General features: G+C 46.3%; 16 protein-coding genes. All 16 read left to right on the forward strand.

The window, feature by feature from the left end; genetic code table 11:
* The first annotated feature begins 74 nt into the window (after positions 1-74).
* The 16 genes from tilS to lysS all read left to right on the forward strand — a co-directional run bounded on the left by tilS (position 75) and on the right by lysS (position 15325).
* Positions 75-1493: a tRNA lysidine(34) synthetase TilS gene (gene tilS / locus V7728_RS19705; RefSeq protein ID WP_011996180.1), complete on the forward strand. Its 1419-nt coding sequence runs from the start codon at positions 75-77 to the stop codon at positions 1491-1493.
* The gene (hpt, locus tag V7728_RS19710; RefSeq protein ID WP_004264611.1) at positions 1490-2029 is read left to right on the forward strand and encodes a hypoxanthine phosphoribosyltransferase; all 540 of its coding nucleotides are present in this window, start codon (positions 1490-1492) and stop codon (positions 2027-2029) included. Before tilS ends, hpt begins: the two co-directional genes overlap by 4 nt.
* A gap of 97 nt (positions 2030-2126) precedes the next feature.
* The gene (gene ftsH / locus V7728_RS19715; protein ID WP_007615201.1) at positions 2127-4046 is read left to right on the forward strand and encodes an ATP-dependent zinc metalloprotease FtsH; all 1920 of its coding nucleotides are present in this window, start codon (positions 2127-2129) and stop codon (positions 4044-4046) included.
* Between the two features lie 148 nt (positions 4047-4194).
* Positions 4195-4971 (forward strand): type III pantothenate kinase, encoded by a 777-nt coding sequence (locus tag V7728_RS19720; RefSeq protein WP_007409940.1) that lies wholly within the window; start codon positions 4195-4197, stop codon positions 4969-4971.
* Between the two features lie 10 nt (positions 4972-4981).
* On the forward strand, positions 4982-5857 hold the full coding sequence (gene hslO / locus V7728_RS19725; protein WP_004264606.1) for an Hsp33 family molecular chaperone HslO: 876 nt from the start codon (positions 4982-4984) through the stop codon (positions 5855-5857).
* 45 nt (positions 5858-5902) lie between these two features.
* Entirely contained in the window at positions 5903-6793 is an 891-nt protein-coding gene (locus tag V7728_RS19730; protein WP_039062448.1) for a peptidyl-prolyl cis-trans isomerase, read from the forward strand.
* Between the two features lie 75 nt (positions 6794-6868).
* On the forward strand, positions 6869-7795 hold the full coding sequence (gene cysK / locus V7728_RS19735; protein ID WP_007615206.1) for a cysteine synthase A: 927 nt from the start codon (positions 6869-6871) through the stop codon (positions 7793-7795).
* 167 nt (positions 7796-7962) lie between these two features.
* Entirely contained in the window at positions 7963-9375 is a 1413-nt protein-coding gene (gene pabB, locus V7728_RS19740) for an aminodeoxychorismate synthase, component I (protein WP_059366886.1), read from the forward strand.
* Between the two features lie 15 nt (positions 9376-9390).
* The gene (gene pabA, locus V7728_RS19745) at positions 9391-9978 is read left to right on the forward strand and encodes an aminodeoxychorismate/anthranilate synthase component II (protein WP_076425823.1); all 588 of its coding nucleotides are present in this window, start codon (positions 9391-9393) and stop codon (positions 9976-9978) included.
* Positions 9975-10859 (forward strand): aminodeoxychorismate lyase, encoded by an 885-nt coding sequence (pabC, locus tag V7728_RS19750; protein ID WP_099566355.1) that lies wholly within the window; start codon positions 9975-9977, stop codon positions 10857-10859. Before pabA ends, pabC begins: the two co-directional genes overlap by 4 nt.
* Entirely contained in the window at positions 10840-11697 is an 858-nt protein-coding gene (folP, locus tag V7728_RS19755; RefSeq protein WP_003150672.1) for a dihydropteroate synthase, read from the forward strand. Before pabC ends, folP begins: the two co-directional genes overlap by 20 nt.
* Positions 11690-12052: a dihydroneopterin aldolase gene (gene folB / locus V7728_RS19760; RefSeq protein WP_003150671.1), complete on the forward strand. Its 363-nt coding sequence runs from the start codon at positions 11690-11692 to the stop codon at positions 12050-12052. The genes folP and folB overlap by 8 nt, the downstream gene beginning before the upstream one ends.
* A complete protein-coding gene (gene folK, locus V7728_RS19765) occupies positions 12049-12552 on the forward strand; it encodes a 2-amino-4-hydroxy-6-hydroxymethyldihydropteridine diphosphokinase (RefSeq protein ID WP_007409947.1) in 504 nt (167 codons plus the stop codon). Before folB ends, folK begins: the two co-directional genes overlap by 4 nt.
* Positions 12504-12713, forward strand: coding sequence for a helix-turn-helix domain-containing protein (locus V7728_RS19770; RefSeq protein ID WP_043020639.1), 210 nt, complete (start codon positions 12504-12506; stop codon positions 12711-12713). Before folK ends, V7728_RS19770 begins: the two co-directional genes overlap by 49 nt.
* A 21-nt stretch (positions 12714-12734) precedes the next feature.
* Positions 12735-13736: a tRNA dihydrouridine synthase DusB gene (dusB, locus tag V7728_RS19775; RefSeq protein WP_007409948.1), complete on the forward strand. Its 1002-nt coding sequence runs from the start codon at positions 12735-12737 to the stop codon at positions 13734-13736.
* 89 nt (positions 13737-13825) lie between these two features.
* Positions 13826-15325 carry a lysine--tRNA ligase gene (gene lysS, locus V7728_RS19780; protein ID WP_014416740.1) on the forward strand — a complete coding sequence of 500 codons (1500 nt, stop codon included), beginning with the start codon at positions 13826-13828 and terminating at the stop codon, positions 15323-15325.
* The last annotated feature ends 232 nt before the right edge of the window (positions 15326-15557 follow it).

Consider the following 15557-nt stretch of genomic DNA (forward strand, 5'->3'; position numbering starts at 1 on the left):
TCTTTGCTTGGAGGGAATGAAAGTGATAGGATATGTATATCTTTAAAAAACCTGCTCATTGTGAGGGGGACATTGTGAAAAGCGTGGAAGATTTTTTCAAAACATATCATCTTCAGGCGGAGGGAGAAACGATTATTGCCGGGGTCTCCGGAGGCCCTGATTCAATGGCGCTTCTCAGTATGCTGAATAAGCACTTCGGGCATTCCTCCGTTATCATAGCGGCGCATGTCGACCATCAGTTCAGGGGTCCTGAATCTGAAGAAGATATGAAGTTTGTGCAGTCATATTGCGAAGCGGAACACATCCTCTGCGAAACGGTACAGATTGATGTTTCTGCATACGCAAAGAAGAATAAGCTGAACAAGCAGGCTGCCGCGCGTGATTGCAGATATCAGTTTTTCGAAGATCTGATGACAAAACACCAAGCGAAGTTTTTGGCGCTGGCTCATCACGGCGATGACCAGGTTGAGACAATGCTCATGAGGCTTGCGAAAGGTACGCTCGGGGCAGGGCTTGCGGGAATGCAGCCCGTCCGCGAATTTGCATCCGGCTGGCTGATCAGGCCTTTCCTCTATGCGGCAAAGGATGAAATCCTTGAATACTGCCGTCAAGAAGGGCTCAGCTACAGAACGGATGAGAGCAATGCAAAAGACGATTATACAAGAAACAGATTCAGAAAGACCGTGCTTCCTTTTTTAAAACATGAATCACCTGACGTTCATAAAATGTTTCAAAAGGTGAGTGAAGCACTGACAGAAGACGAACAATACCTGCAGTCATTAACGAAAGAACGAATGAATAAGGTTATTACAAGCAAGTCAGACACATCGGTTGAAGTCAATTCCTCTCAATTGCTTGCCCTTCCGATACCTTTACAAAGAAGAGGAGTTCAACTAATATTAAACTATCTTTATGAAAACGTTCCATCGTCGTTTTCCGCCCGCCACATACAGCAGTTTCTCGAATGGGCGGAAAATGGAAGCGCCTCGGGAGTGCTTGATTTTCCGAAAGGGCTGAAGGTGGTCAAATCATATCAGACATGTTTGTTTACATTTGAACAATGGCAATGTGAAAAAGTTCCCTTTGAGCTGCAGCTGCAAGGAGCGAAAGGCGAGACTGCTGTTCTCCCCAACGGCTTTATGATAGAGGTGGCCGATCAGGCTGATCCTCATATCAAAAATGGGAATGCTGTTTTTATGACAAGCAGAAACAAGGTGCAATTTCCTTTAACAATCCGGACGAGAAAAATCGGCGACCGGATCAAACTTAAAGGGATGAATGGCTCGAAAAAGGTGAAAGATATATTTATTGATCATAAACTGCCTCTGCGGGATCGGGACGAATGGCCGATTGTAACGGATGCGAGCGGTGAAATTATCTGGCTGCCTGGCTTGAAAAAATCCATCTTTGACGATCTTGTGATTTCAAACAGTGACCGCATTGTATTACAATATAGACAGCATGAAAAGTGTAGGGGGCAAGCATTAACATGAAACAGGATATCGAAAAAGTGCTGATCTCAGAAGATGAGATCCAGCAGAAAGTAAAACAGCTTGGAGAACAATTAACAAGCGAGTACAGCGACACGTTTCCGTTGGCAATCGGTGTGTTAAAGGGAGCGCTTCCTTTTATGGCTGATCTTATAAAGCATATTGATACATATTTGGAAATGGACTTCATGGATGTATCAAGCTACGGAAATTCCACGGTTTCTTCCGGAGAAGTCAAAATCATCAAAGATTTGGATACATCTGTAGAAGGCCGGGACATCTTAATCATTGAAGATATTATCGACAGTGGGTTAACCTTGAGCTATCTCGTAGAACTCTTCCGATATCGTAAAGCGAAATCAATTAAGATTGTTACCCTGTTGGATAAACCAAGCGGAAGAAAAGCGGACATTAAAGCAGACTTCGTAGGCTTTGAAGTTCCTGACGCGTTTGTTGTGGGTTACGGACTTGATTATGCCGAACGCTATCGCAATCTGCCTTACATCGGAGTATTAAAACCGGCGATTTATGAAAGCTGATCGGCTGCCTGCTTCCGAGATGGTTATCGGTTGTATTGGAATGATTTTCTATGGTACTATTGAACATAGTTGTGCTTACTGTGGGAGGAGGTAAGGAATGAATCGGGTCTTCCGTAATACCATTTTTTATTTACTTATTTTATTAGTAGTAATCGGGGTTGTGAGTTACTTCCAGACTTCAAACCCGAAGACAGAAAATATGTCGTACAGTACGTTTATCAAGAACCTCGATGAGGGGAAAGTTGATAGCGTATCGGTTCAGCCTGTCAGAGGTGTTTATGAGGTAAAAGGACAGCTGAAAAAATACGACAAAGACCAGTACTTTTTAACACATGTTCCTGAAGGAAAGGGAGCAGACCAGATATTTGATGCAATTAAAAAGACGGACGTAAAAGTTGATCCCGCACAGGAAACAAGCGGGTGGGTGACGTTCTTAACGACGATCATTCCGTTTGTCATCATCTTTATTCTGTTTTTCTTCCTGCTCAATCAGGCTCAGGGCGGCGGCAGCCGTGTCATGAACTTCGGAAAGAGCAAAGCGAAGCTGTATACGGAAGAAAAGAAACGCGTGAAGTTTAAAGATGTAGCCGGCGCGGATGAGGAGAAGCAGGAGCTTGTTGAGGTTGTTGAGTTTCTGAAAGATCCTCGCAAATTCGCCGAGCTTGGCGCCAGAATTCCTAAAGGCGTGCTGCTGGTCGGACCTCCGGGAACCGGTAAGACATTGCTTGCGAGAGCCTCAGCCGGTGAAGCGGGCGTTCCTTTCTTCAGCATCAGCGGATCTGACTTCGTTGAAATGTTTGTCGGTGTCGGTGCTTCCCGTGTGCGTGATTTATTCGAAAATGCGAAAAAGAATGCGCCTTGTCTGATCTTCATTGATGAGATCGACGCGGTAGGACGTCAGCGCGGCGCAGGTCTTGGCGGCGGGCATGATGAACGCGAACAGACGCTGAACCAGCTGCTTGTTGAGATGGACGGTTTCAGTGCGAATGAAGGAATCATTATTATCGCTGCGACAAACCGTGCGGACATTCTCGACCCTGCATTGCTTCGTCCGGGACGTTTTGACCGTCAGATTACGGTAGACCGTCCGGATGTCATCGGCCGTGAAGCCGTATTACAGGTCCATGCGAGAAACAAACCGCTTGATGAAACGGTGAACTTAAAAGCAATCGCTTCAAGAACACCCGGTTTCTCAGGCGCCGATTTAGAAAACCTTCTTAACGAAGCGGCACTTGTTGCTGCCCGTCAAAACAAGAAGAAAATTGATATGCGCGACATTGATGAAGCGACGGACCGTGTCATTGCGGGTCCTGCGAAGAAGAGCCGCGTCATATCGAAAAAAGAACGCAATATCGTGGCGTACCACGAGGGCGGTCACACCGTTATCGGACTTGTGCTGGATGAAGCCGATATGGTTCATAAAGTAACGATCGTTCCGAGGGGGCAGGCGGGCGGATACGCGGTCATGCTTCCGAGAGAAGACCGTTACTTCCAGACAAAACCTGAACTTCTCGATAAAATTGTCGGTCTTCTGGGCGGACGGGTTGCCGAGGAAATTATCTTCGGCGAAGTCAGCACGGGGGCTCACAATGACTTCCAGCGGGCAACGAGCATTGCCAGAAGAATGGTGACAGAGTTCGGTATGTCAGAAAAACTCGGACCGCTTCAGTTCGGTCAATCTCAAGGCGGTCAAGTATTCCTGGGCCGGGATTTCAACAACGAGCAGAACTACAGTGATCAGATCGCTTACGAAATCGATCAGGAAATTCAGCGCATCATTAAAGAATGTTATGAGCGTGCGAAAACCATCCTGACTGAAAATCGCGATAAGCTTGAATTGATTGCTCAGACATTGCTTGATGTGGAAACATTAGATGCGGAACAAATCAAGCATCTCGTGGATCACGGAAAACTCCCTGAGCGCAATTTCTCAGATGACCATCTTCAAAAAGACGATGTGAAAGTAAACATCCTGTCTAAAACAGAAGACGAAAAGAAAGACGAGCCGAAAGAATAGTTCGCTTTCTGATATGAAAACCGCCGGCGTATACCGGCGGTTTTTTTACTGGTTCCGTTTTGTTTACAAAAGAGCCGCAGATCGTGTATGGTATTGTAGAATGTTGAAAATGTTATGATTAGAAACTATTCAAAAGTGGTGATAGAGGTTGTTACTGGTTATAGATGTGGGGAACACCAACACCGTGATTGGTGTATATCATGATGGGGAATTAGAATATCATTGGCGCATAGAAACGAGCAGGCACAAAACAGAAGACGAATTCGGCATGCTGCTCCGCTCCTTATTTGAACATTCCGGACTCATGTTTGAACAGATTGAAGGGATTATCATCTCATCCGTGGTGCCGCCGATTATGTTCTCTTTAGAAAGAATGTGCACAAAATACTTTCACATCGAGCCGCAAGTTGTCGGCCCGGGAATGAAAACAGGTTTAAATATAAAGTATGACAATCCGAAAGAAGTGGGAGCTGACAGGATCGTCAATGCCGTTGCGGCGATCCAGCAGTATGGCGGCCCCTTAATTGTTGTTGATTTCGGAACGGCGACGACGTATTGCTACATTGATGAAAACAAACAATACATGGGCGGCGCGATTGCTCCCGGCATTACGATTTCAACGGAAGCGCTGTACTCACGTGCGGCGAAGCTTCCAAGAATTGAAATTGCCCGTCCGGACAATATCATCGGCAAAAACACGGTAAGCGCCATGCAGTCCGGCATCCTTTTTGGCTATGTCGGACAAGTTGAAGGTATAGTGAAGCGGATGAAATGGCAGGCAACACAGGAACCGAAAGTCATTGCGACAGGCGGGCTTGCGTCATTAATCGCAAACGAATCAGACTGTATTGATATTGTTGACCCGTTTCTCACTCTGAAAGGGCTGGAAATCATTTATGAGCGAAATCGCGTGGGTCACGTATAGGAGGTAAACGATGGATTATTTAATTAAAGCAATTGCATATGACGGTAAAGTGCGGGCTTATGCAGCCAGAACGACAGATATGGTTAATGAAGCGCAAAGAAGGCATGACACGTGGCCGACGGCATCAGCCGCAATCGGCCGGACGATGACAGCTTCTCTGATGCTAGGAGCGATGCTTAAGGGTGAAGATAAGCTGACAGTCAAAATAGAAGGCGGCGGCCCGATCGGAGCCATTGTCGCAGATGCGAACGCAAAGGGTGAGGTAAGAGCATACGTATCAAACCCGCACGTTCATTTTGATCTCAATGAACAAGGGAAACTGGATGTCAGACGGGCGGTCGGAACTGATGGAACACTCAGTGTCGTAAAAGATTTGGGCTTGCGTGATTATTTTACGGGACAAGTAGAGATTGTCTCGGGTGAACTCGGTGACGACTTCACATATTATCTTGTTTCTTCTGAACAAGTCCCTTCATCTGTCGGCGTAGGTGTTCTGGTAAATCCTGATAACACGATTCTCGCTGCGGGCGGGTTCATCATTCAGCTTCTTCCGGGGACTGATGAAGAAACCATTTCAACAATTGAAAAGCAATTATCTCAAATCGAACCGATTTCAAAATTGATTCAAAAAGGCCTGACACCGGAAGAAATCTTGGAAGAAGTTCTGGGTCAAAAACCGGACGTTCTCGAAACAATGCCGGTCAAATTTCACTGTTCTTGTTCAAAAGATCGATTCGAAACGGCCATTTTAGGACTAGGCAAAAAAGAAATACAAGATATGATAGAAGAAGACGGAAAAGCCGAAGCGGTTTGCCATTTTTGTAATGAGAAATATTTATTTACAAAAGAAGAACTGGAAGAGCTTCGTGACGAAACAACCCGCTAGCTCTTTAGCGGGTTGTTCTATTTTATAAAAGGGATGGGGTAGATTTTGAAATCGAGAACACTTTTGACGATTATTGTAGCGGCGCTGTTAGTATGCAGTGTGACAGTGGCGTATAAGTTAACAAAATCCCAAGCCGCGGGGTCATCTGAAGAATCCATCGCGACAATCGGTGATAAACATATCACACGGCAAGACTGGATGAAAAAGATGGAAGACCAGTACGGAAAATCAACTCTGGAAGACATGATTAATGCAGAAGTAGTGGAAGAGCTTGCGAAAAAGAATAAACTCACAGTTTCAAACAGCGAATTGGAGCGGGAGTTTCTTTTAATCAAAGCGGTAGATAATTCATTTTATGAAGACAGCCATATTACCGAAAAAGAATGGAGAGACCAGATCCGCTACAACATTCTTCTTGAAGAACTGCTGACGAAGGACATCGATATATCGGATAAGGAAATGCAATCATTTTATAATAAAAATAAAGAATTGTACCATTTCGATGATTCATACAGAATCCGGCACATTGTCGTCAAAAACAAAGATGAGGCGGACAGGGTGCTTGCTGATTTGAAAGGCGGTTCCAGCTTTGAAGCCGTCGCCGCTGAGCGTTCCACGGACAGATACACGTCTCAGTATGGCGGAGACCTCGGCTTTGTGACAGAAAACCAGGAAAATATCCCGCAGGCATATATCACAGAAGCTAAAAATCTTAAAGAAGATGAATGGTCCGCTGAACCGATTAAAGTTTCTTCAGGATACGCCGTCATTCAGCTGAAAGAAAAGCTTAAAGCGAGAACTTTCTCATACAATGAAGTGAAGAGCCAAATCAGACGCCAGATCGCGATGGATCAATTAGGTGACAAGGCGACAGTCAAAACGCTGTGGAAAGAGGCGGGGGTCTCTTGGTTCTACGGGGAAAAAAGAACTAAATGATTGACAAAAAATTTTGAAATTGATAACTTATATTTATAATACCAATAAATTTAGTCGGAAATTGAGGTGTCCAACATGGTGCGTATTGCAAATTCTATTACTGAACTAATCGGAAATACTCCTATTGTGAAATTGAATCGCCTGACGGATGAAAACAGTGCAGATGTATATCTGAAGCTTGAATACATGAATCCGGGCAGCAGCGTAAAAGATCGGATCGGAGTGGCGATGATTGAAGCGGCTGAAAAAGAAGGAAAATTAAAAGCCGGCGACACAATCATTGAACCGACAAGCGGAAATACAGGAATCGGTCTTGCGATGGTGGCAGCGGCTAAAGGTCTCAGAGCCATTCTCGTTATGCCTGATACAATGAGTATGGAGCGACGCAATCTGCTGCGCGCATACGGAGCGGAGCTTGTGCTGACTCCCGGCGCAGAAGGAATGAAGGGCGCCATTAAAAAGGCGGAAGAACTTGCCGAGGAACACGGATACTTTGTGCCTCAGCAATTCAACAATGCGGCAAACCCGGAAATTCACCGCCAAACGACGGGGAAAGAAATCGTAGAACAGTTTGGTGACGACCAGCTTGATGCGTTCGTGGCCGGAATCGGTACCGGCGGAACCATCACGGGAGCGGGCGAAGTACTGAAAGAAGCATATCCATCCATCAAAATCTATGCGGTAGAGCCGGCGGATTCTCCAGTTCTTTCCGGCGGAAAACCGGGCCCGCATAAAATTCAGGGTATCGGAGCGGGATTTGTCCCTGAAACATTGAATACGGACATCTATGATCAGATCATTCCCGTCAAAAACGAGGATGCATTTGAATATGCCCGTAAAACGGCAAAAGAAGAAGGGATTCTCGGCGGCATTTCTTCCGGAGCGGCCATTTACGCGGCACTGGAAATCGCGAAAAAACTGGGGAAAGGCAAGAAAGTGCTTGCGATCATCCCTAGTAACGGAGAACGTTACTTAAGCACACCGCTTTATCAGTTTGAATAGAGACATACACACGGCTCCCGGCTGTATCCGGGAGTTTTTTTGTGCCTGAAGCATCGAAAATCCAAAAAACGTTTCGAATTTTATGGTTGGAAGTGAAATTCACTTTTTTCACCAGTGTGATTGCTTTAAAATAAAACTACAGTAAAACGAAGCAGAGGATTGATATGATGGCACAACGCAGACCGGCAGGAAGAAAAATACCTTTTACGAAACAAGCATTTTTACAGCGATATGAAAACCTTTCGAAATCGAGAAAACGGCATGTTCTGCTCGAAAGCGCGAGAGGGGGAAGATTCAGTATAGCCGGTCTAGATCCGATTGCGTCCGTCAGAGGGAAAGACGGAATTACAACGATCAAGCATGAGGGGGAAACACTGTTTAAAGAAGGTGACCCGCTGCGGGCCTTTCATGAATGGTTTGGAACGCTCGGAACGGAAACAAACGTTGAGTTTCCGGACTTTCAAGGCGGTGCGATTGGTTTTATCAGTTACGACTACGCCCGATATATTGAGAATTTTAAGATGCTGTCGTTAGATGATCTGGAAACACCTGATATTTACTTTCTTGTTTTTGATGATGTGGCCGTTTATGACCATGAGGAAGAGGCGTTATGGCTCATTACCCATACTGAAGCGGAAGAAGCGGATCTTGCGGAAGAAAAGCTGTCCGGCTTAGAGGACATGTGGTGTTCCCTCCAAACGGCGGACGAGCCTTTTTCACCGCTGAATCGGAATGGGGACGGATCGTACGCCGCTCCGTTCACTGAAGAAGGATTTTCGCAGGCTGTAGAACAAATTAAACAATATATCGCGAGCGGCGATGTGTTCCAGGTTAATTTGTCCATCAGGCAGTCTCAGTCCTTATCCGTTCATCCGTATGAGGTGTATAAACACTTGAGAAACGTCAATCCGTCTCCTTATATGGCCTATCTCGAGACACCGGGGTTTCAAGTGATATGCGGGTCGCCGGAGCTATTGGTGACAAAGAAGGGGAAGAAGCTTGAAACGAGACCGATCGCGGGTACGCGTTCAAGAGGAAAAGACGATGCTGAAGACAAGGCTTTGGCTGATGAATTAATTCACAACGAAAAAGAACGTGCGGAACACGTCATGCTTGTTGATCTTGAGCGCAATGACCTCGGGCGCGTATCGCGCTACGGCTCCGTGCGGGTTAACGAATTTATGGCGATCGAAAAGTATTCCCACGTCATGCATATCGTGTCAAACGTACAGGGGGAACTGCAGGACGGATATGACGCGACAGACATTATTCATGCGGTTTTCCCGGGGGGCACCATCACGGGAGCGCCCAAAGTGAGAACGATGGAAATTATAGAAGAGCTTGAGCCGACAAGACGGGGGCTTTATACTGGATCTATAGGCTGGTTCGGATTCAACGGAGATTTGCAGTTTAACATTGTGATCCGGACGATCTATGCAGCCGGCGGACATGCTTTCATGCAGTCCGGAGCAGGAGTAGTCATTGATTCGGTTCCGAAGCATGAATACAAGGAATCGTTCAAAAAAGCTTTTGCAATGAAAAAGGCGTTAGAGCTGAGCGAAGAAGAGACAAAAAATTAGACGAGGTGAGCAGAGATGATTTTAATGATTGACAATTATGATTCATTTACGTACAACTTGGTTCAATATTTGGGTGAGCTCGGGGAGGAACTGATCGTCAGACGGAATGACGAGATTACAATTGAGCAGATTGAAGAGCTGGCACCGGATTTCTTAATGATTTCACCCGGGCCGTGCAGTCCTGATGAAGCGGGGATCAGCCTCGAAGCGATCAAACATTTTGCCGGCAGTATTCCTATTTTCGGCGTATGTCTCGGGCATCAGTCGATTGCGCAAGTATTCGGCGGCGATGTCGTCAGAGCGGAGCGGCTCATGCACGGCAAAACGTCAGAAGTTATGCATGACGGACAGACGATTTTTAAAGGCCTGCAAAATCCGCTTGTCGCCACCCGGTACCATTCACTTATTGTCAAAGCGGACACGCTGCCGGAGTGTTTTACGGTATCCGCTCAAACCAAAGAAGGAGAAATTATGGCAATCCGCCATAATGAGCTGCCTGTTGAAGGTGTTCAGTTCCATCCGGAATCCATCATGACCTCCTTCGGCAAAGAGATGCTCAGAAACTTTATAGAGACACACCGCAAAAAGGAAGTGACGGTGTGATTATATATTTGAATGGTCAATATATAGAGGAGAAAGAAGCGGCGCTTTCTCCTTTTGACCATGGTTATCTGTACGGGATCGGCGCGTTCGAGACGTTCAGGCTTTACAGCGGCCGGCCGTTTTTGCCGGATGCGCATGTCGCCAGGCTCAACAGGGCGCTTCGGGATGTGCAGATTGCATATGAGGTGAACAAACAGGAGCTGCTTGATATGCTTCGGAGACTGTTGCTCCTCAATGACATCAAGGACGGCAGCGCGCGTGTCCGGCTTAACATCTCGGCAGGAGTCAGCGATAAAGGGTTTGCCGCGCAGACTTATGAAAAGCCGACCGTCCTTTGTTTCGTCAACCGGCTCAATCCGGAAACTCTGCCTGTTCAAAAAGAAGGCAAGCTTCTCTCTATCAGGAGAAATACGCCTGAAGGATATTTCCGGTTAAAATCCCATCACTATTTAAACAACATGTATGCTAAACGGGAGATCGGGAATGATCCCAATCTTGAAGGCATTTTCCTGACCGGAGAAGGAGATGTCGCGGAAGGCATTGTCTCCAACGTGTTTTGGCGAAAAGGAGACAAGGTCTTTACGCCATCCTTGGATACGGGAATTCTCGATGGTGTAACGAGACAGTTTGTCATTGATGAATTGAAACGGCAGGGGACAGAAGTCACCGAAGGCCGATTCCGTTTTCAATCAATGCTTGAAGCGGATGAAGCATGGTTGACAAACTCCGTGCTTGAAATCATCCCGTTTTCTAAAATAGAGGAAGTGCCGCTGCCCGGAGTGAGCGGAAAAACGGTGCAATTGCTCCGTAATCAGTATCAGCAGGAAATAAACAAAATGAATGTACAGGAGGAGGAACAAAATGGCGCAGCAAACAATTGAACAGCCTAAACTGATTCATACAAAAAAAGGCGCTCTTTCCTATAAAGAGAAGACGCTCGTTATGGGGATATTAAATGTAACGCCAGACTCCTTCTCTGACGGCGGCAAATACGACAGTACGGAAAGGGCGCTTCTGCATGCGGCGAAGATGGCTGAAGAAGGGGCGCATATCATAGATATCGGCGGCGAATCGACAAGACCCGGCGCATCACTCGTGTCGGCTGATGAGGAAATGTCACGAGTCATCCCCGTCATAGAGCGGATCACAAGCGAGCTGGACATTCCGCTTTCAATCGATACGTACAAAGCGTCCGTGGCAGACGAAGCGGTCAAAGCGGGAGCCTCTATCCTTAATGACATCTGGGGGGCGAAAGGTGATCCTGACATGGCGTCAGTAGCCGCCGCACACGGGGTTCCGATTATCTTAATGCATAATCGCATGGAAAGAAACTACAACGATCTTATTCCTGATATGCTTGCAGACTTGATGGAAAGCGTAAAAATTGCCGCAGAAGCCGGCGTCACAGATGAAAACATGATTCTGGATCCGGGGATCGGCTTTGCGAAAAACTATGAGGACAACCTGGCTGTCATGAACAAGCTGGAGGTGTTCAGCGGGTTAGGTTATCCGCTGCTCCTGGCGACATCGAGAAAAAGGTTCATCGGCCGTGTGCTTGACCTTCCCCCTGAAGAACGTGCTGAGGGAACGGGAGCGACAGTATGCCTTGGCGTCCAGAAAGGCTGCGACATTGTGAGGGTGCACGATGTCAAAGAGATCGCAAGAATGACTAAGATGATGGATGCTATGTTGAACAAAGGAGGCGCACATTATGGATAAAGTATATGTAGAAGGTATGGAGTTTTACGGATATCACGGCGTGTTCGAAGAAGAAAACAAACTCGGCCAGCGCTTCAAAGTAGACCTGACTGCCGAACTGGATTTGAGCAAAGCGGGAAAAACGGATGACCTCTCTTATACCATTAACTATGCGGAATTGTACAGTGTCTGCCGCGGCATCGTTGAGGGCGAGCCCGTTAATTTGGTCGAGACCCTTGCGGAACGGATCGCAGACACCGTCCTTGAGAAATTTGAGCCGGTGCAGCAATGTACGGTAAAGGTTGTTAAGCCTGACCCGCCGATTCCCGGCCATTATAAATCAGTAGCCATAGAAATGACGAGAAAGAAATCATGAACAATACGGCATATATCGGCCTCGGCTCCAATATGGGCGACCGTGAACATTATTTGCGCCAGGCAGTGGCCATGCTCAGCCGGCATCATGGCGTGACGGTGTCAAAGGTGTCCTCCATATATGAAACAGATCCCGTCGGCTATGAGGATCAAGATCAGTTTCTCAATATGGCGGTTGAAGTAAAAACGTCGTTATCTCCTTTTGAACTTCTTGATGTAACGCAGAGCATTGAAGCTGAATTAGGCAGAACGAGAGAGATTCGCTGGGGACCGCGGACGGCAGACCTTGACATTTTGCTGTATAATCGTGAAAATATTGAAACAGAGCGGCTGATTGTTCCGCATCCGAGAATGTATGAGCGCTTATTTGTCCTTGCGCCGTTAAAAGAAATATGTCCGCAGGCGGATCATATCACGATAAGCGCTGAAACAAACCAAGAAGGTGTAAGAGTATGGAAGCAGAAATCTGGGGTAGGCGAATTCGTGCATTCAGAAAGCTGAAAGGTTATACTCAAGAAGGATTTGCAAAAGCATTAGGTATATCAGTTTCTATTGTCGGTGAAATTGAACGCGGAAACCGATTGCCGTCAGATGCCATCATTCAAGCTGCGGCAGATGTTTTAAATATAAGTGCGGACGAATTGGCCCCGCCTGAAAAATAGACAAATGAAAGGAGGGGAAAAATGTTTAAAATCGGTGATATTCAATTGAAAAACCGGGTTGTGCTTGCCCCTATGGCCGGTGTCTGCAACTCAGCGTTCAGATTGACTGTAAAGGAATTCGGAGCCGGATTGGTATGCGCTGAAATGGTCAGTGACAAAGCGATTCTTTACAATAACGCCAGAACAATGGGGATGCTTTACATTGATGAACGTGAAAAACCGCTCAGCCTTCAGATTTTTGGAGGAAAAAAGGAAACCCTTGTGGAAGCGGCGAAGTTTGTAGATCAAAACACGACTGCTGATATTATTGATATTAACATGGGATGTCCCGTACCCAAGATTACAAAATGTGATGCGGGCGCCAAATGGCTTCTCGATCCCGATAAGATTTATGAAATGGTATCCGCAGTAGTAGATGCTGTTGATAAGCCGGTTACAGTGAAGATGAGAATGGGCTGGGATGAAGAGCACATTTATGCGGTGAAAAATGCCCAAGCCGTTGAACGTGCCGGCGGAAAAGCCGTTGCCCTGCACGGACGCACAAGAGTGCAAATGTATGAAGGCACTGCGAACTGGGATATCATTAAAGAAGTGAAGCAATCCGTCTCCATTCCCGTCATCGGAAACGGTGATGTCAAAACGCCTCAGGACGCGAAACGCATGCTTGAGGAAACAGGAGTTGACGGCGTCATGATCGGCCGGGCCGCACTCGGCAACCCGTGGATGATTTACCGTACGGTGCACTACCTTGAAACCGGCGAGTTAAAAGACGAACCGAAAGTCCGTGAAAAAATGTCGGTATGCAAACTGCACTTAGACCGCCTGATTAAGTTAAAAGGCGAAAATGTGGCAGTCAGAGAAATGAGAAAACACGCTGCCTGGTACCTGAAAGGTGTCAGAGGCAATGCGAATGTACGTAACGAAATTAACCAATGTGAGACGCGTGAAGAAGTTGTGCAGCTTTTAGATGCATTTACCGCCGAAGCAGAGGCAAAAGAGCTTCAAGATGCAAAAGTAGGTTAATATACACCCTCTATTGCTGCTCACTGCCAGCTTACCGCTGGCAGTTTTTCTGCTTTTTCGTGAAATCAAAATGTAACGGAGTGATACCAATGAGTCAAGAAGAGCAAAATCATGAGGAATTGAACGACCAGCTGCAAGTCAGACGAGATAAAATGAACCAGCTGAGAGAAAACGGCATTGACCCTTTCGGCGAACGTTTCGAGAGAACGCATCAATCTCAACAGATCATTGACGCCTACCAGGAGCTTTCTAAAGAAGAACTGGAAGAAAAAGCGATCGAAGTGACCATTGCAGGCCGTATGATGACAAAGCGCGGAAAAGGGAAAGCCGGCTTTGCGCATCTGCAGGACTTAGAAGGTCAAATTCAAATTTACGTAAGAAAAGACAGTGTCGGCGAAGAACAATATGAAATCTTTAAATCTTCAGACCTCGGAGACGTTATCGGCATCACGGGGAAAGTTTTCAAAACAAACGTAGGCGAGCTTTCTGTCAAAGCGACATCTTTCGAACTGCTGACAAAAGCACTGCGTCCTCTTCCTGATAAATATCATGGGTTAAAAGACGTTGAACAGCGTTACCGCCAGCGCTATCTCGATCTCATCGTAAACCCTGACAGCAAACAAACGTTTATCACACGCAGCAAAATCATCCAAGCGATGAGAAGATACTTAGATGACCATGGATACTTAGAAGTTGAAACACCTACGATGCACAGCATACCGGGAGGAGCGTCTGCACGCCCGTTCATCACGCACCATAACGCACTCGACATGCCTCTTTATATGCGTATTGCGATTGAACTGCACCTGAAACGCCTGATTGTCGGCGGATTGGAAAAAGTCTACGAAATCGGCCGCGTGTTCCGTAACGAAGGTGTTTCTACACGCCACAACCCTGAATTCACGATGATCGAGCTGTATGAAGCGTACGCCGATTATAAAGATATTATGAGTCTTACGGAAAACCTCGTAGCACATATTGCGCAGGAAGTGCTTGGAAGCACCACAATCCAGTACGGCGAAGAGCAGATTGATCTGAAACCTGAATGGAAACGACTCCACATGGTAGATGCGGTCAAAGAAGCGACAGGTGTAGATTTCTGGAATGAGATGACTGTTGAAGAAGCGCGCGGTCATGCAAAAGAGCATGGTATCGAGATCACAAACTCAATGACGGTGGGTCATATCATCAATGAATTCTTCGAACAAAAAATTGAAGAAACACTCATTCAGCCTACATTTATTTACGGCCACCCTGTAGAGATTTCTCCTCTTGCTAAGAAAAATCCGGAGGACCCTCGCTTTACAGACCGTTTTGAGCTGTTTATCGTCGGCCGTGAGCACGCTAATGCGTTTACGGAGCTGAATGACCCTATTGACCAGAGGGAACGCTTTGAAGCGCAGTTAAAAGAAAGAGAAGAAGGAAACGATGAAGCGCATATGATGGATGAAGACTTCGTTGAAGCTCTTGAATACGGCATGCCGCCGACCGGGGGATTGGGTATCGGTATCGACCGCCTTGTCATGCTGTTAACAAATGCTCCGTCTATCAGAGACGTTTTATTATTCCCTCAAATGAGACAACGATAATAAAAGGGAAGGCGCCGTTTCTGCTTATCGCAGTACGGCGCTTTTTTAGAAACAAGCCGCTCGTAAAACTTTTTTGATTTTCTTTTAAAAAACTATTGCACTATTATTTGTGAGGTGGTATATTATTATTCGTTGCCGCTAAACAAGGCGCTGACGAAAAAAGAAATTTAAAAAGTTGTTGACTTCAAGAGATTGATAAGATATAATAATAAAGTCGCTTGAACAAAAGACA

This window comes from Bacillus sp. JHAA, from assembly GCF_036961585.1.
GTDB lineage: Bacteria > Bacillota > Bacilli > Bacillales > Bacillaceae > Bacillus > Bacillus velezensis.